This window comes from Dyadobacter tibetensis Y620-1 (assembly GCF_000566685.1).
Taxonomy (GTDB): Bacteria; Bacteroidota; Bacteroidia; order Cytophagales; family Spirosomataceae; genus Dyadobacter; species Dyadobacter tibetensis.
Genome location: NZ_AZQN01000001.1, coordinates 673,699 through 695,199, shown reverse-complemented (window position 1 = coordinate 695,199; position 21,501 = coordinate 673,699). Strand labels below are relative to the sequence as shown.

General features: G+C 42.3%; 17 protein-coding genes. 6 read left to right on the top strand and 11 right to left on the bottom strand.

The annotated features are described in order from the left end of the window. The first annotated feature begins 170 nt into the window (after positions 1–170). A complete protein-coding gene (locus X939_RS0102950; protein ID WP_025761785.1) occupies positions 171–1,010 on the top strand; it encodes a sulfurtransferase in 840 nt (279 codons plus the stop codon). Positions 1,011–1,059: 49 nt separating this feature from the next. Here the strand turns inward: X939_RS0102950 and X939_RS0102945 are convergent, their stop codons facing one another. Together X939_RS0102945 and X939_RS0102940 are read right to left on the bottom strand one after the other, a co-directional pair. After that, positions 1,060–1,518, bottom strand: coding sequence for a DUF1569 domain-containing protein (locus tag X939_RS0102945; RefSeq protein ID WP_025761784.1), 459 nt, complete (start codon positions 1,516–1,518; stop codon positions 1,060–1,062). Positions 1,519–1,550: 32 nt separating this feature from the next. Next, a complete protein-coding gene (locus X939_RS0102940; protein ID WP_025761783.1) occupies positions 1,551–2,390 on the bottom strand; it encodes an alpha/beta hydrolase in 840 nt (279 codons plus the stop codon). A gap of 178 nt (positions 2,391–2,568) precedes the next feature. On the opposite strand from X939_RS0102940, the gene X939_RS0102935 reads away from it, so the two are divergent. Beyond that, entirely contained in the window at positions 2,569–3,669 is a 1,101-nt protein-coding gene (locus X939_RS0102935) for a ThuA domain-containing protein (RefSeq protein ID WP_229235962.1), read from the top strand. A 50-nt stretch (positions 3,670–3,719) separates the two neighbouring features. Here the strand turns inward: X939_RS0102935 and X939_RS0102930 are convergent, their stop codons facing one another. The 7 genes from X939_RS0102930 to X939_RS0102900 all read right to left on the bottom strand — a co-directional run bounded on the left by X939_RS0102930 (position 3,720) and on the right by X939_RS0102900 (position 13,626). Then, positions 3,720–4,715 carry an L-histidine N(alpha)-methyltransferase gene (locus tag X939_RS0102930; RefSeq protein WP_025761781.1) on the bottom strand — a complete coding sequence of 332 codons (996 nt, stop codon included), beginning with the start codon at positions 4,713–4,715 and terminating at the stop codon, positions 3,720–3,722. A 36-nt stretch (positions 4,716–4,751) separates the two neighbouring features. After that, entirely contained in the window at positions 4,752–5,936 is a 1,185-nt protein-coding gene (egtB, locus tag X939_RS0102925; protein WP_025761780.1) for an ergothioneine biosynthesis protein EgtB, read from the bottom strand. Next, a complete protein-coding gene (locus X939_RS0102920; protein ID WP_025761779.1) occupies positions 5,920–7,491 on the bottom strand; it encodes an ABC transporter permease/substrate-binding protein in 1,572 nt (523 codons plus the stop codon). Before X939_RS0102920 ends, egtB begins: the two co-directional genes overlap by 17 nt. Then, positions 7,478–8,443: an ATP-binding cassette domain-containing protein gene (locus X939_RS0102915; protein WP_025761778.1), complete on the bottom strand. Its 966-nt coding sequence runs from the start codon at positions 8,441–8,443 to the stop codon at positions 7,478–7,480. The genes X939_RS0102920 and X939_RS0102915 overlap by 14 nt, the downstream gene beginning before the upstream one ends. A 7-nt stretch (positions 8,444–8,450) precedes the next feature. After that, positions 8,451–9,842 carry a mercuric reductase gene (locus X939_RS0102910; RefSeq protein ID WP_229235960.1) on the bottom strand — a complete coding sequence of 464 codons (1,392 nt, stop codon included), beginning with the start codon at positions 9,840–9,842 and terminating at the stop codon, positions 8,451–8,453. 1 nt (position 9,843) lies between these two features. Beyond that, complete coding sequence (locus X939_RS0102905; RefSeq protein ID WP_025761776.1) at positions 9,844–10,125, bottom strand: DUF427 domain-containing protein; 282 nt, start codon at positions 10,123–10,125, stop codon at positions 9,844–9,846. A 159-nt stretch (positions 10,126–10,284) separates the two neighbouring features. Then, a complete protein-coding gene (locus X939_RS0102900; protein WP_025761775.1) occupies positions 10,285–13,626 on the bottom strand; it encodes a DEAD/DEAH box helicase in 3,342 nt (1,113 codons plus the stop codon). A gap of 214 nt (positions 13,627–13,840) precedes the next feature. Between X939_RS0102900 and X939_RS0102895 the strand changes: the two genes are divergently transcribed. The 3 genes from X939_RS0102895 (at position 13,841) to X939_RS0102885 (ending at position 16,567) form a co-directional block, all read left to right on the top strand. Further along, positions 13,841–14,617 (top strand): TspO-related membrane protein, encoded by a 777-nt coding sequence (locus X939_RS0102895; protein WP_025761774.1) that lies wholly within the window; start codon positions 13,841–13,843, stop codon positions 14,615–14,617. Positions 14,618–14,673: 56 nt separating this feature from the next. Further along, the gene (locus tag X939_RS0102890) at positions 14,674–15,165 is read left to right on the top strand and encodes a hypothetical protein (RefSeq protein WP_025761773.1); all 492 of its coding nucleotides are present in this window, start codon (positions 14,674–14,676) and stop codon (positions 15,163–15,165) included. Between the two features lie 244 nt (positions 15,166–15,409). After that, complete coding sequence (locus tag X939_RS0102885) at positions 15,410–16,567, top strand: Gfo/Idh/MocA family protein (RefSeq protein ID WP_025761772.1); 1,158 nt, start codon at positions 15,410–15,412, stop codon at positions 16,565–16,567. Positions 16,568–16,624: 57 nt separating this feature from the next. Here X939_RS0102885 and X939_RS0102880 read toward each other — a convergent pair whose 3' ends face one another. Further along, positions 16,625–18,730, bottom strand: coding sequence for a type IA DNA topoisomerase (locus tag X939_RS0102880; RefSeq protein WP_025761771.1), 2,106 nt, complete (start codon positions 18,728–18,730; stop codon positions 16,625–16,627). A 227-nt stretch (positions 18,731–18,957) separates the two neighbouring features. Between X939_RS0102880 and X939_RS0102875 the strand changes: the two genes are divergently transcribed. After that, positions 18,958–19,539: a DUF4202 domain-containing protein gene (locus tag X939_RS0102875; RefSeq protein ID WP_025761770.1), complete on the top strand. Its 582-nt coding sequence runs from the start codon at positions 18,958–18,960 to the stop codon at positions 19,537–19,539. Between the two features lie 19 nt (positions 19,540–19,558). Here X939_RS0102875 and X939_RS0102870 read toward each other — a convergent pair whose 3' ends face one another. Further along, on the bottom strand, positions 19,559–21,157 hold the full coding sequence (locus X939_RS0102870) for a L,D-transpeptidase family protein (protein WP_025761769.1): 1,599 nt from the start codon (positions 21,155–21,157) through the stop codon (positions 19,559–19,561). Positions 21,158–21,501: the final 344 nt, after the last annotated feature.

Here is a 21,501-nt window from a genome sequence, read left to right as displayed (position 1 = left end):
TTTGATTGTATTGGCCCCAAGCCTTTATGGCGCGTTTGACAAGATATTAATCTGAAGAGTGGAACAGAAAATTAATAGTATTGATGAATTAATCTTATTTAAGGTAGCCTCACTGCATGTTTGGAATTTCTAATTGATTTGAATAACTAATTGACTTATATATTAAACATATGACTATACTTTCCGCAGAGAACGTCCCAGCCTTTATGGCCAGTGGAGATACCGTAATTATCGACGCCAGAGGGGGAGCAGATTCCTATCAACGATATTTGAAAGGGCATCTGGAAAACGCCTTCTTTGCTGACCTGGATACCGACCTTTCTGAGGTTCCGCAGAACGCAGTAACTGGGGGACGACATCCTCTACCTGCTATTGATAAATTTGCCGAATTATTGGGAAAATGGGGTGTGACGCCCACAAGCAAGTTATTGGTGTACGATGATAAAAATGGAGCCATGGCTTCGGCCCGCCTGTGGTGGATGGTTAAGTCAATTGGTCACCAAGACGTTTCTCTCATCAGTGGAGGGTTATCCGCCATCATTGCGGCAGGTCTACCTATTACTACTGAACCGGTACCTTTAATAACGGATTATACGCCCTATCCTTGTTCCGACTGGCAAATGCCAATGGCCAAAATGGATGAAGTTTCAGTTACAGCTTCAGATCCTCAAGGTTTGGTTATTGATGTAAGAGAAAACTACCGATATAATGGTGAAAGTGAGCCTATAGATCTGGTGGCCGGCCATATTCCGGGAGCCATTAATATACCCTTTACTGAGAATTTAGATCAACAAGGACATTTTAAAATGGGTGTCGAATTGGCAGAATTGTATAAGGAATATTTGGTCAATAAAGAACCGGACAGGATCATTATACATTGTGGTTCGGGGGTGACTGCTTGTCATACGCTCGCCGCCTTAGAAGAAGCCGGGATCACCGGTGCTAAGCTGTATGTAGGGTCCTGGAGCGAATGGTCACGAAATGATCGGCCCATCGCTACAGTCGGGTAAAGGACGAAGTCCTGTGCCTGTACCAGGCACCAGGACTTCGTGTTGTCATTTAGACCCCAAATTGAATGAGATGGTGGTTAAGGTGTTTGTAAAACATATTATTCCATTCCATCTCAGAAAGTGTACCAAAGGAGTGAGATTCTTTTTGGTCGAAATGTTTTTCCCCTAGTTGTTGTGTGCGCCTGATATAGCCAATGAGTCTCGTTTTTTCCTTTTCAAAATCGCGGCTGTCAGAAATTATAAAGTCAGGCGCTGTACGGCTGTTGCGAGGATAAGGTTTTTCGTTTACCACTGCATCCTTTACAAAAGTCTTTAGAAAAAACCTCATGACTACATTGGGCTTTTTATGTTTATTATCGTAAACATATTCATAACTCACACAGCAATGTGCCAGCATTTGAGCCACGTTCATTTTTCCCCATTGAGGCTGAGAGGAGGGAGTTAGCTCTTCTATTCGGGCAATGACGGCTTCTGCTACCGCTTCGCTAAAAATATTAGGTAGGGACATGCTTTTGTTGTTTTAAATGTTGTTAGGATATACTATTGGCTCTGGGAGTGTTGGTCAAAATAGTTACGCATAAAAAGCATTTGATACTGCAGGGCATTTTTCCAATAGGGCCAGGTATGGGATCCAGGACGACTTATATAGTCGTGGGGTATATTTCGATAGCGGAGTTCCTGATGTAGTTTTTCGTTCACTGCAAAGAAAAAATCATCAACACCGCAGTCTATAATCAGTGCAAGGCCATTAGGAACCAATAGGTGCAATTGATTCATTACGGTATGTTGTTCCCAGCGGCTTGGGTTTTCTGCATAGGTGCCAAGTTTTTTGGACATTTCCCAATTTTTAGGGAAGGGTCTGATGTCGACACCTCCGCTCATGCTGCCTGCCGCACCGAAGACATCCTGATGACGAATTGCCAGAAATAAGGCGCCATGCCCGCCCATACTCAGACCGGTAATGGCCCTCCCTTCTCGTTTCGGAATGGTGTTATAATGCTGATCGATTTGAGCCGGTAACTCCAGGCTTACATATGTTTCATATTGCCATTCAGGATCCACGGGACTATCCCAATACCAACTGGAGACATTTCCATCAGGACAAACAATAATAATTTGATGGGTATCGGCTGCTATTTCAAATCCCTTCCCTTTTTTTAGCCATCCATCATAACGATCACTGTACCCATGCAGTAAGTAAACAACAGGAAGTTTTGGGCCCTTTTTGTTATAACTGTCTGGAGTAATTACCACGGCCTTAATTTCTTTTTTCATGGCCTTGCTATAAGTGGTAATCGTATCTATCTGAGCTGTTTTTCCAAAAGGGATGTTAAAAAAGATGAGTAGAAGGGTGAGGGAAAATGTACTTCTGAGAGTCATTAGGGAAAATGATTGAGGTTTTTGGATTTATTTATGCGTTAATATTAACAATTTTCCTGAGATTACTAAAAAGTATATTTAGAATCGTCCCGTCTTTTCAGGGATAGAGATGCGCCCTCCGGGCCATTCGGATCAAAGCTCATCGCTTATTTTATACCACCCATATACCATTATATTTATGAAGTCAATATATCGTTACGGTTCAGCAGTCCTACTATCCTGCCTCATGTTCACAGCTTGCTCAGGAAGAAATGCGGAAGGGCAGGATACCATTAAAGAAAACGTTTCGCTCGCAGATGATTTCGACAAATATAAAGTAATATACAAAGGTACCGAAGGTCCTGGAGTAGGAAAAAATATAGTTCTTGTGGCTTCTGATCATGAATACCGAAGTGAAGAGAGCTTGCCTCAATTAGCGAAGATTCTGTCCAAGCGCTATGGTTTTACCTGTACTGTAATTTTCGGTCTGGATGAACAAGGATATATACTTCCCGGAAGCTCGGATCTGAAGGGGCTGGAAGTCTTGAACTCGGCTGATCTTATGGTACTGTTTACTCGGTTCTCTCATTTTGATTCCGGGGAGCTTCAGCATATTGATTCCTACATTCAAGCCGGGAAACCTATCCTGGCTTTGAGAACGTCAACTCATGCTTTTGACAAAATTCAGGATCCTGATTTTGCCCATTATAATTGGAATTATAAAGGAGATAAAACTGAATGGAAAGATGGCTTCGGAGAATATATTTTAGGTGAAACCTGGGTTTCTCACTACGGAAAAAATCATCATCAATCCTCTCGCTTAGTAATAGAAAAGGGTCAGGAAAAAAATCCCATATTGAAGGGTGTGAAGGAAATGTGGGTTCAGTCTGGAGGATACACAGCTGAGCCGAAGGGCGAAGTGATTGCCAGAGGAGAAGTGCTTAATGGAATGACCCAGAACGCTCCGGCTGATAAGACCAAGGAGCTTTTGCCGGTGGCATGGACAAGAACTTACAAGCTAGATAATGGAGCGAGCGGTAGGGTTTTTACCACTACTCATGGAGCATCAGAAGATTTGCTTAATGATGGATTCCGACGCATGTTGATAAATGCTTCGTTATGGGCTATTGGCATGGAATCTGAAATAAGCGAGACCAATAATGTAGATTTGGTAGGACCTTATAAGCCAACAACCTTCAACTTTAATGGCTATAAAGCACAGGTAAAACCGGCTGATTTGGCAGGCTGGGATTCACTAATTATGCCGGGAGAAATCGTTAAAAAGGAAAAAAAGAAATAGTCTGTAACCTGGTCGATCGGAGGTGAATGCAGCTGCCGATCGACCAGGATCTAAAGCCTGGTCCATAAGCTATCAACGAAATAATGCTTACAGTCAAGGAAATACTGAGAGACCTTGAATCCGTTAATATCTGCCATATGGTCGATCTGTGGAAGGGTATATTTCTTGGAAAGCTCGGTCCATATCAGCTCATTGGCTTTAAAATAATATGATTTGGATAATAGATTACTTGTAATAACCTGCTCCTTCAAGCTCACCAGGTAACTCCGGACCTCGCCTGCAACAGGATCGTAATGGCAATAAAAGTCGAAATGGCTGGTGTGGAAATTGGCCTCCAGTTCTCGGTTAAGCCGATTTAGAAGGTTCAAATTAAATGAACGGGTAATGCCATGAGGATCGTCGTAGGCCAACTGAATAATTCTAGGATTCTTCTGAAGGTCCATGCCTATGAGTAAACGATCGCCAGGATTCATGGCACTATGAAAATGCTTTAATAATTCGTTAGCCGCTTGGTCGGGATAATTTCCAATATTGCTTCCCAAAAACATAATCAGACTCGGCAGGCCCATTTCAGATATCCTATCCATCATGGCAAAGTAGTCGCCTACTAAAGGTTTGATATCCAGGTCGGGCAGAGCATCGAGCATATTCTTTTTCAAATCTGCAATCGCTTGTTCTGATATATCAATAGGTACATAAGTGAACCTTACGCCTTTATCCAGCAGGGTTTTCAATAGTTGCCTACTCTTAATACCGTCACCAGCACCAAGTTCAACAATATTAAATGCTCCCTCGAAAGATAAGGCTTCCATGATCGATTCGCTTTGAAGGGAAAGAATTTCAAACTCGCAATCGGTAGGATAATATTCAGGCATTTGCATGATTTGCTGAAAAAGCTGGCTTCCCTGATCATCGTAAAAATATTTGGACGAGACATATTTGGCATGAGCAGTGAGCCCTTTGTCAATATCCATTGCAAGTGGGTAAGCCTCCAGAAGATCTTGTTCGTTTGGGGATTTTATTGGGTCTGGGCTGATCAAAGACATGAATAAATATTTTGTTGAATAAGTTAAATATTGTTTTTAGCGGGCCAAACGTATACCAGTATATTGCCACCGATACTGCGGATGAAAAAAGTTGCGATAGGTAGGCCGGCTGTGTCCTTCTGACGTCGCTACAGAGGCACCTCTGAGGACCATCTGATTAACCATAAATTTGCCATTGTATTCACCAACGGCTCCATCGGCCTTTTGAAACTTAGGATAGGGGAGGTAAGCACTGTTCGTCCATTCCCACCTCTGTCCCCAGTTAAGCTTCTCTGAGGCAACCTCCCACTCGAATTCGGTCGGGAGCCTGAGACCTTTCCACTGTGCATATGCCGAGGCTTCATAAAAATTTACATGAGTCAGTATTGCTGCCGGATCCACCATCTGAAGTCCAGATAGCGTATAATGATACCAAATGCCGTCAATTTCATGCCAGTACATAGGCGAATTCACCTTTTCACTTTCTACCCATGTCCATCCTTCGTCAAGCCAGCAATTAAAGTCAGAGTATCCTCCGGCCTTCATAAATTCTAAATACTCCCCATTAGTCACCAGCCGGTCGGCTATTTCGAAGTCGTGAATATAGGTTTTATGACGGCCCAGTTCATTGTCAAAACAAAAACCATTTCCCGCATGACCAATTTCATATACACCCTCTGGAATGGAGAGGAACTTTTGTAAAGTACCTTCATTAGGATGCATGGAAAGAGTTTTGTCGTAGACTGGAAAAGTGGGGTTGTGCCCTAAAATATATTTAAGGTCGGTAAGCATTAATTCCTGGTGCTGTTGCTCATGGTTTAGCCCGAGGAGCAGCAGCTCTTCAACTTTATCCGAACTCATCGTGAGTAGCAGCTCACGCATATGGTTGTCTACATAATTACGGTATGCATAAACTTCGGCTATTCCCGGACGGGTTATATTTCCTCGGTGCGCTCGGAATAGCCGGTTCCCTACATTATTATAATAACTGTTAAATAGGAAACTAAAATCGTCCTCATATATCACATAGCCTGGCAAGAATTGACTTAAAATAAAGGTCTCAAAAAACCAGGTTGTATGTGCCAAATGCCATTTGGCTGGACTAATAAAAGGTACTGGTTGGGGAACATAATCCTCAACTTGCAGAGGAGCGCAGATTTCTTCTGATTGTTTTCGTATTTTTTCATACCGAGGTAAGAGTTCTGCCGACTTAGAGAAGGGAATGCTACTGCTTATTTCCATAAAGTGAGTATTTAAGGTCCGAAATCTTGTTAATTTTAAGGTCTGATGCCTGTTTACGTCGCATCATTAGTGCATAAGAATTATTAAAACCAATGGGTTTAAGCCACTTTAACTTATATTGGGACTGGAATTGTTCCTGTACATAATTATACATTTGTTCCGTAGCGGTATCCAACGATTCGAGCTGCTTAGCGCTTGGTTGTAATAACACTAAAAGTCCCGTGCCGGTGTACTCCGGATACATATCAATTTCATTATGTATTAAAGCGTCAAAACATATTTTGGTTCCTCCAAGCCCCGTCCGTGTCTCCACCTGATAATTGGTATATCCTTCAATTAGCATTTTATACATGTTGATAAGAATATATTGTTCACCAAAAATTTTGGAGCCTATTCGTAACGTGGGGCCGGACGAGTCGTCTGAATCTCTATATAAACTTCTTTTTTGCAGGAATTCTTTCGCTACCTTCCCTGGTCGTTGCTTCAGGTAATCGACTCGGTAGTTCAATTCAGTCATGATAGAATCATTAATTTGTCCAGAGAGTCTTTCCAATACGGCCTGCAGATCAGGATATCTAAGGAGTACATCTTCTCGTACCACCATAGCAGCTTCGTAAGGAGGAAAAACGCCTTTGTCGTCGATCAGGCTTACCAGGTCGAATGCCTTCAACCGACCATCAGTACTGTATCCACTAATCAAATCCAATTTCTCTTGATAGATAGCCTTATACATGACCGCATCGCTAATAACCACGGTAGACATGTCGAAATCGTAGACGGATTTCAAACCCAGGTATCCATCTTGTCTTCCCATAAACTCAGGAGTGAAACCAGCAAGATTGCTCATTGTAATCTGTTGCCTGCCGTACCAGAGGGTTATGGGAAGTAATAATAGAGCGATGGAAATTAATAAGGGTCCAAGGCGTGCAGTTTGATATTTCTGGAGTAGTCCGAGCAAGGTGTCCAGAATGATGGCTAGCAAGGCAGCTGGTATGGCACCTGCAAGTATCATATTGCTATTATTAAGGGCAATACCTCCGAAAATAAATTCGCCTAAGCCTCCCGCCGCAATGTATGCAGCCAAAGTTGCTACACCTATATTGATGACGGCCGCCGTTCGAACACCAGCTAGTAGCACAGGCATGGCAAGAGGAAGGTGTACCTTCCAAAGTATTTGCCAGCTGGTCAGGCCCATGGCCTCAGCCGCTTCCGTAACGGCAGAGTCGATTCCACTAATCCCCGTATAGGTGTTACGAATAATAGGTAGAAGGGCGTACAGAAAGAGGGCAATAACGGCGGGCATAGGACCTATCCCGAGCAAAGGGATCATCATCCCTAATAGTGCGATACTCGGAATGGTTTGCAATAATCCTGCGGCACCCAAAACCAGTTTGGCTAAGGATGTTCTTTTCACAATACTTATTCCTAATGGCACCCCGAGCAAAATGGCTAGCATCAACGACATACTCGTCAGGCCCAAGTGGGTTAACGTTTGTTCCCAAATCTTGCCGTATTGTTGTCCTATAAAATCCCATAGTGATTCAGGTGATTCCATATTTAGCTTTTATTTGAGAAATACAGGATAGGAGAATGGGAATGGTAAGCTGGAAGATTTGGCCCGAACTGGATTGGTAATATAACGACGTTAGATTTTCTTTCTCCATTAAAGTGATTGTTTCCCAGAGGGTTAAGTTTCTCGTCTCTATTTTGGTTGACGTACTATGCTGGTTGCTGTGGAGGTAATGGATTGCTTGCTCCAGTGTGACTGCCGAGAGCTCCAGTTGGAAGCGCTGCGTATCGAAAAATGACTTGATAAATGAATCCCTTGGTTTGAAGAGCAGATCCGATGCTGGCCCTTGCTGTAAACATTTTCCCCGGTCCATAACCACGATCTGATCGCCCAGTTCTATTGCTTCGGCCAAATCGTGCGTCACGAGTACGATACTTCGCTCAGGGTGCCCGGGTAATGATTTTAATTCTTGCCTTATCTGCTGCCTTGTCACCGGATCGAGAGCGCCGAAAGGTTCGTCCATCAGTAAGACTGGGGGCCGAGTAACAAGGGCACGGGCCAGGGCCACACGCTGATATTGACCTCCACTTAACTCCTTTGGGAATTTATGTCCGAACTGCGCCATAGGAATGAGCAGTTGTTCCAGAATTTCCTCTGAACGTTGCAAGGTCTTTTCCGCACTCCATCCTATTAAGGAAGGCACAATAGCCACGTTTTGCCGCACGGTATAATGGGGAAACAATCCGTTGTTTTGACTCACGTATCCAATCTGCCTTCTTAACAGTTGAGGCTTCTGTAATGAGATGTCCTTCCCATCTATAAGAATTTGCCCTTCAGAAGGCTCAATTAAGCGATTTATCGTTTTTAATGTGGTTGTTTTCCCTGAACCACTCGTGCCGACAAGTACCGTAGTACTCCCTAGTTTTGCCTCAAATGATATCCGGTTGACCGCCTTAATACTACCATAATGTTTAGATACGCGATTGACCTGAATCATTATCGTTTTATTCTAGTTTAGAAAATAGATTGTTTAATGATTCGGAGAAAGTAGGATGGGCTAGCATAGCTGTCGACAGCTGCCTCCAAGTAAGTCCTCCTAACATTGCCATCTGAATAACGCTTACTACCTCGCCACCCTCGGTGCCTAATATTGACGCACCCAGAATCAGATCCGTGTCGGCATCCACAATTGCCTTCATCATACCCCTGGTGTCACCTGTTTCAATGGACCGTGCCACATAAGAGTTAGGAAGAGTGGTTTGCCGGTAATTCAATTTCCTCCGTTTAGCTTCCTGTTCCGTAATTCCGACTCTCCCTAGCTGCGGGTCAGTAAACATGCAGTAGGGGAGGATTCTATTCTTATAGCTTCTATACTTATCTTTAAATAGTGCATCTGTTACGATCCTATAATCATCATAAGAAACATGGGTAAAAGCAGGCCCGCCTTTGATATCTCCTAATGCAAAAATACCTTGTACATTGGTTTCTAAATAGTCATTGACCTGAACATATCCCTGGTCATCCACCTCCACGCCAGTTGCATTTAGCTGTAAAGCGTGAAGTTCCGGTTTTCTTCCGGTCGCAATTAACAGATGGGTAAACTCTATTTCAGTATCTTCTCCATTCTGAACGATCGTAGCCTTATAGGCCTCCCCCTCAGTACGAACCGACTTTAAACTACTGTTACATTTGATTTCTATTCCCTCTTCCAGTAGAATAGAAGTCAATTCTTTAGCTATATCAGAATCTTCCCGCTCTAGAATTCTACTCTTTCTTTCCAATACAACCACCTGACTTCCAAATCGTCTATACATTTGGGCAAATTCTAGACCGATGTATCCAGCGCCTAAAATAAGTAATTTTCCGGGCAACTCCCGGTAAGTCAGTAGACTCGTATTAGTTAGATAGGGTACCTGATCTAACCCCGGAATATCCGGAATAACAGGCTTCAAACCCGTATTGATAAATATTTTTTCTGCAGATACCTGAATCGTTTCTCCCTCAGGAGTGGAAACGGAAAGTACTTTAGCTGCCGTAAACCTGGCCTCTCCATATAATAACTTAAGATGATCCGTCTCTTTTAGGCCTGTTTCGCTACCAGAACGCATCTGATGCACTATTTTTTGCTGCCGATCAATAATCGTTTTAATATCTACGGAGACCGACCCGGTATTTACACCCATCGACTCGCTTTGATGGGCCAGCCAAGCCGTTCGTGCCGAGGCAACCATCGCTTTTGTAGGAGAGCAACCATCGTTTACGCATGTTCCGCCTACCCATCTCTTCTCTATAAGAAGGGTGCGAAGACCTTCCATGGCCAGAAATTTACTTAAAGGTGTTCCGGCCTGTCCCGAACCAATTACAATAGCATCATAAGTTCTGATAGGCTCCATCATACTAAGAATTTATTTCGACACCTTTCCAAAATGCAACATGATTTTTTATGTTCATAGCCTTTTCGGAAGGTAAGGGATAGAACCATGCCGCATCTGAATTGATTTCTCCATTCACGACTACATCGTAATAATGGGCCTCACCTTTCCAAGGACAAACGGTTCGCGTTTCTGATGGTGTCAGATGGAGTTCCTTGACGGAATCCATAGGGAAATAGTGATTGTTTTCGACCACTACGGTATTATTGCTTTCTGCGATTACTTCGCCATTCCAAGTTGCTTTCATAGGTTTATGTTTTAAACACTACATGGCAATAATTAAGCCATTAGCTAATATGCCTAAATTTTGAAATGGATAAATCTATAGGGTCCAATATAGCTTTCGAATAGGATTTTATAAGTTCCTAATATAATCAAATTCTTTCAAATGAGGGAGATTGGCCAGTTAGGGTGTTAAAAGATTTAGCAAATCCTGTTTGCTGAGATTTTTAAGGATATGCCGATCGGTACCTATCAGCTCGTTGGCCCTGTCTAATTTGGTCTGCTGCAATTTCATCATTTTCTCTTCTATAGTATCCGGAGAAATTAGCCGTATGGCCATTACCTTTCTTTTCTGACCGATCCGGTGACTACGATCAATTGCCTGATTTTCTACTGCGGGGTTCCACCATGGATCTATCAGATAAACGTATTCTGCTTCTGTAAGATTCAGCCCGGTGCCTCCGGCTTTTAAACTAATAAGGAAAACTTTGAGACTGGGGTTATTTTGGAAATTAGTAACAATTTGTTCGCGATTAGTAGACTTACCGGTGAGGTAACTATGGGGAATTTCTTCCCTGTCAAGTTCCTTCCTAATGAGATCCAGCATTCCCACAAACTGGGAGAAAACCAAAACTTTATGACCCGAATGTTTCTCCTTAAGTTGCTCCATCAAAATGGATATTTTGGCAGACTCACCGCCGTAATATACTTCATCATTTAATAATGAAGGGGCATTGCAAATTTGTCTCAGCTTGGTGAGACCCTGAAGGATGTGTAACCGATGACGTTGTATATCACCTTCCACTTTCGAATTTAGATAATTGTAAAATTCCTGTTCATAGGCCCTATACAGTCTCTGTTGCTCGACTCCCATTTCGCAGTATAAAATTTGTTCGGTTTTGTCGGGAAGCTCAGGTGCGACAACTACTTTGGTCCGCCTTAAGATAAAAGGTTTAATACGTTTCTGTAATGCAAGGGTAGGATTTTCTACTTGAAACCGGTCGATAGGGTTAATATAGCGGTTCCGAAAATCTATCTTACTGCCCAATAATCCCGGGCAAGCAAACGATAATTGTCCGTATATGTCCATGGTATTATTCTCAAAAGGGGTCCCGGTTAACACAATACGGCTGCGGGACTTGAGGGTCCTTGCCGCTTTATAACGCTGCGAATCGGGATTTTTTATCGCTTGCGATTCGTCTAGGAAGATATAGTCGAATTCTATTTTTTGGAACAATCTGATATCGCTCACCATCGTGCCGTAGGTAGTCAGCAGTATGTCGGTTTCTTCCTGCACCTTACTGAATACTGGCCGTGCACTTCCGTGATGTATTTCTATCCTTAAATCTGGAGCAAAGCGCTCTATTTCGACCCTCCAGTTAAATAGCAATGAGGTTGGTACGACGATCATATGCAATCTTCGCCCATTTTTTTCCTTTAATGATAGGATGAAAGCGATAATTTGCACTGTTTTCCCCAAACCCATGTCGTCGGCCAAACAACCGCCAAAGCCAAATTCATCGAGAAAGCTTAGCCAGTTCAAGCCTTCTTTTTGGTAGTTCCGGAGAGATGTTCGTAAGGCTTTAGGGGTTTTTTGATACTTTATTCTCTGGAAATTGTTCATTCTATCCTGGATCTTCTCCAGCTCTAACTGAACAGTTTCATCGAGTTGACTCTTATCAAAAAGTTCAGAAACCACCTGGAAGTTGTATTTAGGAATTCTGAATTCGGAGCCCTCCAGTTCTCCAGCCCGAAAATACTTCTCCAAAAGTAGTATCCACTCTTCCGGCATAATGCCTTCCGTTCCATCTTCAAGTAAAACATATCTTTTTTTATTCCTTGCAGCTTTTTGAAGATTCTTAAGTGATACTTTTTGTTTACCAAAAAAAACCTGAATTTCCGGTAGGAACCAGTTAATACCACTCGCTACAATGACCGAAATTTTCGCTTTATTGGGGTTGCGTATATTATTGCTAAGTTGGTTGAATCCGTAGATTCTTATAGACAGGTCCCGCCATTCATCAAAGGCATTAAGAAACCAATCTTCATCGAGAAAAGTGTTCTTATTCAGATAGTATGATTCTCGGGGTTCTTGCATTATAAAATCGGGATGCTGCCTTTTTATTACTGCGGCAAAGCGTATCTCTTCTTCCTCATCCCGTCGTACTATATAAGGATTTCCATGTTGATCCACAGCATGAACTTGTCTAGTGGAAAATATTGGAACTTCCGTGGGCCCATAGCGCATGACAGGGGTAATCAGTATAAAATGTCCTGATTCTGATAGGTAGATGATTCTTTCAAGCCGGGTAGCCTCGTTGACCGGAGACAGATCGGAAAGTGGGACTCTTCTTAGGTAGCTATAAATGACTTTGATCTGCGCCTCAATTTTAACCAAGATCCGTTCCTTAAAGAGTTCATACTTAGAAGCATGGAGAATCAATTTTTCGTCCTGCCGGTTGAACAAGAAAATGACATTCATATAATCGGGGTTCTGAATGAGGTTCATTTTATCGGCCGTTAGCACGAAATAATCAAACTTTGGCGTAACCGTACTCAGGTTATATTTTTTTCCGTCCAACAATAGATGACCCTGGATTTCGAAAAATTGCTTTTTCTGTGTAACCAAGAGCTCCATATCCGCATGAGGCTGGTTCAGCTGTATGTATTTAAGGCTCGAAACAGTTACGTTATCTGATCGTTCTGGCTGATGAAAGTAACATTCCAGCTGCAGGGGATTTTTAACAACCTCTACCAATGCTTCTACGTCCGTTTCGGGTGTACTTTCCCGGAAACTATTCCGGAAGCGAAGTAGGGATGAGAAGAATTTAATAAGATCTACTTGCTGACACTTTCCGAGCAAATCGAGTGGGTCTAACAACCGTAAGGGGGCCTTTATTTTGCCATTTTTACTGCGTTCTACCTGATATAATTCCAGATATAAATGGTCGTAATATTTATTTCTTCCAAACACTAAGACCATATCCGGCAAGATGGAAGGTAAATTATTGGTTCTAGCTACATTCTGCCATAATTGAAGTTCTAACTGCTCAATAGTATTTTCGTTTATAGGTATCAAATCCTTGATCAGCGGAACAAAATGCAGCTGATTATCCTGATACAGTATTTGGAAATATAAATCTGGATCATCGTCTGCACTTAGTCCATAATCTTCACCTTCCTGACGTAGGCGTTGATGTCTGAGTTTTTTATCGAAAAATATTTTAAGATTTTTATTATGAAGTAAAATAGAAAGGCTGCGGACCTGATGATCGCAAAGTTTTCCATTTGGGGAATTACACGTGCAGCTTAGGTTAAGACCATACTGATCCTGCCTTATCTCCGTTTGATAGAAATAAGAATTTCCTTCTGGAACCAGAAAAACGGCATAATTCGAAACTATTACTTGAGGATTTAGTCCCAGATATCCAAAGACCTTGGTATCGGGCAAAGTTGTACTTTGCCTTAAAATATCATTTTGTGACAGGGTTTCGAAGGATATGTCGGGGATATGATGTACATGCATGTAATTGGGTAAAGATAGTCATGGCGTATATGTGCTCGCCGGTTAATATTTCCTAATGCTAATATGGGGAATAGATTCGGTAAATGCATTCAAACCTCCGGGTGAGAACTCTAAATTGCTCTCAATGCGGCTGGGTGGGGAAGTAATTGGTTTGTCTGGCATTAAAATTTAGTATAATTGAATTTATTTATCAAACACTCTCTAATATTGAAAAATGACTAAAACCCTTCAAATATCCAATATAATTGCTCTGATCATGACCATTGTAATGAATTATCTATCCAATACAGGTATATTCAATGATCAGACCATGTCTACGGTTTCAGCATCTTACCAAAATTATTTTACGCCTAGTGGTTATGCTTTTTCTATCTGGGGATTTATATATCTTTTACTTATTGCCTTTGTAATTTATCAGTCTCAGGGCTTATTTGGCAATGGAAACCCGCCCAAGGTGGTCAGCAAGATCGGGTGGTTATTTGTGCTGAGCTGCCTGGCCAATAGTGCTTGGGTAATTGCTTGGCTATACGATCAAACAGCCCTGTCAGTATTGCTTATGTTTGTATTACTAGGTTCATTGTTGGCGATCGTGCTAAAAAACAGAATGGAGCTCGATATGTTGTCCTTGAAACATGTAGTATTGGAATGGTGGCCCTTTGCCATATATACCGGATGGATAGTCGCCGCTTCCATTGCTAATGTAGCGGCCTTTTTGACAAAGATCCAATGGGATGGCTTGGGAATGTCAGATCTGAAATGGACCGTAATTATGTTATGTGCCTCAGGTTTGGTTTATTTGGCTCTTATATGGCTTCGAAACCTTAGAGAGTCAGCGATAGTGGGCGTATGGGCTCTGGCGGCCATAGCCCATGCGAATTGGGATCAGACTCCAGTTATAGCCTATACTGCTCTGGTCATAGCGGGAGTTCTCTTTTTAAATGTCTCTATCCACGCACTTCAGAATCAGGGAAGACATTTTTCTAAAAATTAATTTTTTAATAATCAGGTTAATTTGAAGATCTTGCCGCCTCAAATGAATTTTGGGCGATGTTAAAAAGTATTGTTACACTTCTGATTCTAATTTCAACTCTGAGCGGGAACAGCACGATTGCTTATGGGCAGCAAAAAAAATTGTTCTCCGTAGGCGGCCCCGAACTTCAAACCATGGTTGTTACACATTCTGATTTCGAAACCTTTAATCAGATTCAGCAACAATCCACGGACACGGAAGGCAATGTGCTAACCTATCAGGGTATTTCATTACACGATGTTTTGGTGAGGGCCGGAATTCCTTCAGGAAATGATTTGAATAGTCAGAAGTTAATGTCCTATCTGACTATTCGTGCGGCTGATGGCTATGAAGTATTGTTTTCATTGCCGGAAACAGATCCAGTCTTTACTGATCAGACTATTCTGTTGATCCTCAACGAAAAGGAAGGTATGAAATGGGTCAATCTGGTGGTTCCTAATGACAAAAGGAAATCACGCTGGGTAAAACATATCATTGGCTTAGAAATCGGGCAGGCAGCTTCCGAGTAGCGTTTACGGAATATTATTTAAATCGATTGCATAATTTTCAGATTGCTGTCAGGGAAGTATTCAGAAAAATAAGTCGTAAGGAAAGAAGGTTTTTAACCCACAGGTCCAGGTACGAGTGCCACACCTTCAGTGCCACACCGGAGGTGTCCCACTGAAGGTGTTACACAGGGAGTGTTACCCGATAAATTGGCTATAAAACCAAATCTAAACCTTATTGCATTCTGTAAATTTTGTTTAAAAAATTATGAAAGAATCTGAAGATACCCGACGCTCCTTTTTAAGAACTTCAATGGGCACTGCAGCCGGTTTGTTATTGCTTCCCACTTTGCCGCTTCAGCCTGTTGTTGCTGCACCCGCCATTATTTCCTCACGTAGCAAACTGGATACAAAGTCTAGAATTAAGTTTTCAGTGATTGGCATGAATCATGGTCATATCTATGGTCAGGTTGAGGCGGTCATCAGAGGAGGGGGCGAACTTGTTTCATTTTATGCCAAGGAAAAGGAATTGTCAGCGGCATTCTCCAAGCGATACCCTAACGCCAAAATGGCCCGAGATGAAAGGGAAATTCTGGAAGACAAGCAGGTTCAACTCATTTTAAGTGCTGGTATTCCCAATGAGCGTGCTCCATTAGGTATCAGAGTAATGAAAGCAGGGAAGGATTATATGTCCGACAAGCCTGCCATAACGACCCTGGAACAATTGGAAGAGGTTCGGAAAGTACAAAAGGAAACCAAGCAAATCTTTTCCATCATGTATAGCGAGAGGCTTGAAAATCGGGCCACGGTAAAAGCGGGTGAATTGGTTAAGGCCGGGGCCATAGGTCAGGTGGTGCAAACCATTGGTTTGGGACCTCACCGAATGAACCCAGACAGTCGACCTGAGTGGTTTTTTGATAAGGAAAAGTTTGGTGGAATTATCTGCGATATTGCCTCGCATCAGTTCGATCAGTTTCTCTTTTTTACCAATTCAACCAGTGGAGCTATTGTCGCCTCACAGGTTGGCAATGTAAACCATCCTCAGTACCCACAGTTTCAAGATTTCGGAGATGCCATGGTAAGAGGAAATGGTGGCTCAGGTTATATTCGGGTCGATTGGTTTACACCCGATGGACTCAAATCCTGGGGTGATGGTCGATTAACGATATTAGGTACGGATGGATATATTGAAATCCGCAAAAATGTAGATATAAGTGGTCGTACAGGAGGGAATCATCTATTTTTAGTGGATAATAAGGATACAAAATATATAGATTCTTCGGATACGGATCTGAGCTATGGTCGCCAGCTGGTAGACGATGTAATCAATAGGACCGAGACGGCCATGCCGCAAGCGCATTGCTTTTTAGCCACTGAGCTAGCGCTAAAAGCTCAAAATTCAGCCAGCGTCTTAACAAAGAGCTAATTTTAGAAATCCCCAGAACGGAAATCAGCCTTTCCGTTCTGGTTGTATTGGTAAGGACTATTCCAGATTAATATTAAAATCTCCATCCATCACGAGTTTCCCATCCTGAGGTTGCTCATTTCCAGGAACCATTAAACCTTTTATTTTCCCCGTTTTTCCCTTGCTGAGTAATTCGTAGACCTGTTTTTCTGTGAGTTTCTTTCCAAGAAGTTCGAAAGGTATTTTAAATCCACATTGTTGAAAATTAAGACAGCCAAAGGCTGTTTTCCCTCGCTTCAATGCTTGGGTCTTACATTTTGGACATTTAAGTAGCTCAATATCTATCTCAGTTTTGGGTTTAGGAAGCTTTGAAGGACCAGGTGTTGGTTCTACTTCAGGAGCAACGCTAATCATAAGGCCGCGCGTTCGCTTTACCTCCTGGGTAAGGTCTACCACCATTTCTATCAATTCCTTTTTAAAAGCCTCTAAAGCATATTCTCCTTTTTCAATTAGACGCAGCTTTTTTTCCCAGATACCTGTCAGCTCCGCGCTCTTTAGCAGTTCTACCTGTATGGTTGCGATCAGGTCCATACCGGTTTGGGTAGCCACCAGATTTTTTTTACGTTTTTCAATATATTTCCTTCTAAATAATGTCTCAATAATATTAGCACGAGTTGAAGGTCTTCCTATACCATTCTCCTTGAGAAGTTCTCTCATCTCATCGTCGTCCACCTGCTTCCCAGCTGTTTCCATAGCCCGTAGCAGGGTCGCTTCTGTATAATTTTTGGGAGGAGTCGTTTTCCCATGATGAATACGCGGTTCGTGTGGGCCAGATTCGCCGATCTCAAAATTGGGCATAACCTTTTCACTCTCGGCAGCATCCTTCTTCGCACTGGCTTCATGCTCATACAACACTCTCCACCCCAATTCCAGGATTTGCTTACCCGTTGCCTTGAAACCAACCTGTCCTACTTTCCCCAAAACTGTGCTGGTTGAAATACGACATTCAGGATAGAAGGCTACCAGAAAGCGACGAACGATCATGTCATAAACTTTTCTTTCGTCAGTGCCTATGTTATTCGGGACTACACCAGTCGGTATTATGGCATGATGGTCGGTAACTTTTTTATCGTCAAATACAGATTTTAGCATCGGTATTGGATTGGCTAAAATTGATTCAGTAAATTGGCTGTAAGGTGTAAGCTGCTGCATAATTCCCGCCATTTTGGGATGCAGATCTTCTGATAAATAAGTCGTGTCAACCCTGGGGTAGGTGACCAATTTTTTTTCATACAAGCTCTGAATGAAACGTAATGTGTCTTCTGCGGAATAGCCTTGTTTTTTATTAGCTTCAACCTGAAGGGAGGTGAGGTCGAACAACTTTGGATTTCCCTCTTTGCCTTCTTTTTTTTCGAAGTCGGTAATTTCAAATGGATGTTCTAATAGATAGGCTAGTCCCTTCTCTGCTTTTTCAAACGTTTTAAGTCGGTCTATGGTTGCTGTGAATTCTGTGTCACGGTAGATCGTCTTCAACTCCCAATACTCTTCTACCACAAATTCATTGATCTCTTTTTGTCGTTGAGCGATGATGGCCAGGGTAGGGGTCTGCACCCTACCTATTGATAAAACCGCCTTACCTTGACCATACTTTTTGGTAAATAGCCTTGTAGCATTCATTCCCAACAGCCAGTCGCCTATAGCCCGGGCACTTCCGGCTGCATATAGATTGTCGAATTTTTCGCTTTCCTGCAATTTTTCGAAGCCTTCTTTGATTGCCGATTCGGTGAGCGAGGATATCCATAGCCTGCGGACCGGAGCGGTGCATTTGGCTTTTAATAATACCCATCGCTGTATGAGCTCTCCCTCTTGTCCTGCATCACCACAGTTTATGATTTCCTTGGCGTCTTGTACGAGGCGTTCGATGATGGCAAACTGTTTGAGTACACCGCTGTTGTCAATCAGCTTAATACCAAAACTAGGAGGGATCATGGGAAGGTCTTCAAGCCGCCATGATTTCCATTGTGGGGTGTAGTCATGAGGTTCCTTTAAAGTGCAAAAATGCCCGAAAGTCCAAGTTACCTGATACCCATTGCCCTCGTAATACCCTTCTTTTCTTTGCTTAGCACCAATCACGCTCGCAATGTCTTTCGCTACACTCGGTTTTTCGGCTATGCAAACTTTCATATTTTATTTTTTGCTGATTCCATTTGATTCTCAAGCGATTGAACTAGCCGCTAGAGCCCTAGTAAAAAAGAACTGCAAATATCAGCAATTTTCCTGAGATAGCGGGGTACTTATCGTGGAGCTGCAGGCTACTGTCATAGGGGTGTTTTTTAATAAATTATAGTCTATTCCTTCGCATAGCGGAATAAGTTCCTTAATATTGGCCTCTAGCAAATAACCGAATAATAATGACCAGATTTGAAAAGGCAATTGCCTTATTCGATGAGTATAACCAACGTGACCCCAATATGATAGTTCATCAAGGGAAACGATGGCCTCAGGAATATTTCTTCGCACAAAAACGGATGGAATGGATAAGCAAATTGGATCCTCAGGCATCCGAAAGTTTATTATTAGCTGCACATGGGCAGCATTTGGGTCGGTGGGCCATTGCCCGCAAGAGCTATCCGGATGGGCGTTTGGGTTACCTGAAATGGCGTAGCGACCTTGGTAAATATCATGCAACTATCGTAGCAGAATTATTGGAGAAAGTTGGTTATGAACCTGAAGAGATAGAAGAAGTAACTCAAATCGTCTTAAAACAAAAAATAAAACAGAATCAGGAAGTACAAACCATAGAAAATGCACTTTGCCTGGTTTTTCTTCAATATCAGTACGACGATTTACTGGCTAAGCATTCAGATGAAAAAATGATTTCAATTTTACGGAAGACCTGGGCAAAAATGAGCGAGCCTGGGAGAGATTTTGCCGTAAGGCTTTCTCTTAGCCCTAAGGGACGCACTTTATTAGATCAGGCCCTGAGGGCATAACAGAATCTTTATGTCGCCCTTATTTGATTGCAACGAAATTGTCCTCGAATAGCCTTTTGGCCATCTTTTGGTCGTGACCGTATATATCCTTCCGAAAGTTGAGCCGTCCATTGCGATCTACCCAGCTGGTAAAGTATCCAATAAATACGGGGACTTCCTGATCCTGTTTCAGTCGGACGTATTTTTCGCGTCCGGCATTCATTGCCTCAACTATACTGGCTTCAGTCCAGGTGCTATCTTTCCTTAGGATAAATTCAGCCAATCGTTGAGGTTGGGATAATCGGATGCATCCATGACTAAAAGCACGCTGAGATTCAGAAAACAAGCTTTTGGAAGGGGTGTCGTGTAGATAAATATTGTATGAATTCGGGAAGAGAAATTTAACTAGCCCTAGGGAATTTCTAGCTCCGGGTTTCTGTCGGACTCTATTACCCACCCACTCCATATTGTGCCTGGCCAGGTAGTTTCGATTGCGGCGAATACCGGGCAATATTTCATTTTTTAGAATGCTATTGGGGATATTCCAGTAGGGACTAAATACCACTTGGTTGATTTTTCCAGAGAAAATTACGGTATTATGCACCTGGGATCCGACTACCACCGCCATTTCAAAAGCATGTTGGCCTTGTTCATAAACATGAAGTGAATATTCCGGGATATTAACTAGTAGGTAGTCGCCGGAGGGAGTAGGAGGCAGCCAGCGCAGTCGCTCTAGGTTGATAAGGATCTGTCGAATTCTATAATCTATGGGGACGTTTATTTCCCTCAGGAAGGCCGGGCCAATTTCTCCATCGGGCCGAAGCCCCATTCTATTTTGAAAGGATATTACTGCTTGCAAAAAGGTTGAGTCGAAAACAGCGCTGCTATCTTCTTGTTTTAAATCTCCAAAAAAATATAATCGTTTTCTGATTTCTGGTATGATGTCCGATTGATCGGTTTTTTTCAATATTTTGTTGCTCTCCAAGGGTGACCAATGTTTTTCTCCATAGGCATAGCATTCTAATAGTTTATTCTTTAATAGGTTGTATTGAATGTTGATAGGCTCATATCGTTCCAGATTCTTGCCTTCGTTTTGGATTAATGAGTCCAAAAATGCAACAGTATTGATTTTTTTTCTAGGTATATGCCAGTTCAATTCATTAATATCCAGTTCTGTATTTCCATTATAGACCTTATTGGCATACTTGAAAAATAAATTGGTTAATGCGAGTTCAGTCTGTAAAATTTGGGGTTGTGACGCATCAATAGAGGAAAGTCCGGCCAGGGAATCGACCCGCGCAATGAGAATCCGATCGTAAAGGCTGCTGTCACCGGAGTAATGTAGGTACTCGTTCTGCATACCTATTAAGGTAGGAACAAATTCGGCCAGTCCGTCGGGGAAGAACCAGGCCATCTGAAGGTTTCTTTGGTTGTAAAAGCTAAGAATTTTTATACTATCGGATTCTGTCCGACCCTGAACGAAGTTTGCCAGGGCTACACTATCGATAAATAGCTCAGAAATAGCGTTTTCCAGGGTAATGGTAGTATCCCGCAGGGCTACTGCTGGCTCTTTTTCTTGGGTGTCCGAACATGACCAGAGGAGGAGACTGAAAGCTAATGCGGCGAAAATGTATTTCATAGACAGGGGAATCCAGATGAGGTATGGCTGCCAATTTACATTTTTTATTCAATTAGTGGTAATATTTGAAGTGAAGCACAAGAAATAGGGCAGGAAATTTAAAGTGAGAGCCAGCTGCTACCCAGTAAAAGTAGCCAGGGCAGTATATTGATGCCAGCCCCTACCATGCGCTTGCCCACATAGCGATTGATCAATGAACCAGCCAGGCTAAACGTAATCAGTAGAATCCCCTTGAAAAATGTAAAAAAGATTATTGTATCACTAGTCTCACTATAGGCTAATTGGCGAAAACTGGACAAAATTAGAAAGAGAGCTATGAAGAGATTAAAATTATAAATGAACTT

Bases quoted from the DNA above. Each gene is read 5' to 3' on its own strand.
- X939_RS0102950 (WP_025761785.1), top strand. From the start codon at position 171: ATGACTATACTTTCCGCAGAGAACGTCCCAGCCTTTATGGCCAGTGGA.
- X939_RS0102945 (WP_025761784.1), bottom strand. From the start codon at position 1,518: ATGTCCCTACCTAATATTTTTAGCGAAGCGGTAGCAGAAGCCGTCATT.
- X939_RS0102940 (WP_025761783.1), bottom strand. From the start codon at position 2,390: ATGACTCTCAGAAGTACATTTTCCCTCACCCTTCTACTCATCTTTTTT.
- X939_RS0102935 (WP_229235962.1), top strand. From the start codon at position 2,569: ATGAAGTCAATATATCGTTACGGTTCAGCAGTCCTACTATCCTGCCTC.
- X939_RS0102930 (WP_025761781.1), bottom strand. From the start codon at position 4,715: ATGTCTTTGATCAGCCCAGACCCAATAAAATCCCCAAACGAACAAGAT.
- egtB (WP_025761780.1), bottom strand. From the start codon at position 5,936: ATGGAAATAAGCAGTAGCATTCCCTTCTCTAAGTCGGCAGAACTCTTA.
- X939_RS0102920 (WP_025761779.1), bottom strand. From the start codon at position 7,491: ATGGAATCACCTGAATCACTATGGGATTTTATAGGACAACAATACGGC.
- X939_RS0102915 (WP_025761778.1), bottom strand. From the start codon at position 8,443: ATGATTCAGGTCAATCGCGTATCTAAACATTATGGTAGTATTAAGGCG.
- X939_RS0102910 (WP_229235960.1), bottom strand. From the start codon at position 9,842: ATGATGGAGCCTATCAGAACTTATGATGCTATTGTAATTGGTTCGGGA.
- X939_RS0102905 (WP_025761776.1), bottom strand. From the start codon at position 10,125: ATGAAAGCAACTTGGAATGGCGAAGTAATCGCAGAAAGCAATAATACC.
- X939_RS0102900 (WP_025761775.1), bottom strand. From the start codon at position 13,626: ATGCATGTACATCATATCCCCGACATATCCTTCGAAACCCTGTCACAA.
- X939_RS0102895 (WP_025761774.1), top strand. From the start codon at position 13,841: ATGACTAAAACCCTTCAAATATCCAATATAATTGCTCTGATCATGACC.
- X939_RS0102890 (WP_025761773.1), top strand. From the start codon at position 14,674: ATGTTAAAAAGTATTGTTACACTTCTGATTCTAATTTCAACTCTGAGC.
- X939_RS0102885 (WP_025761772.1), top strand. From the start codon at position 15,410: ATGAAAGAATCTGAAGATACCCGACGCTCCTTTTTAAGAACTTCAATG.
- X939_RS0102880 (WP_025761771.1), bottom strand. From the start codon at position 18,730: ATGAAAGTTTGCATAGCCGAAAAACCGAGTGTAGCGAAAGACATTGCG.
- X939_RS0102875 (WP_025761770.1), top strand. From the start codon at position 18,958: ATGACCAGATTTGAAAAGGCAATTGCCTTATTCGATGAGTATAACCAA.
- X939_RS0102870 (WP_025761769.1), bottom strand. From the start codon at position 21,157: ATGAAATACATTTTCGCCGCATTAGCTTTCAGTCTCCTCCTCTGGTCA.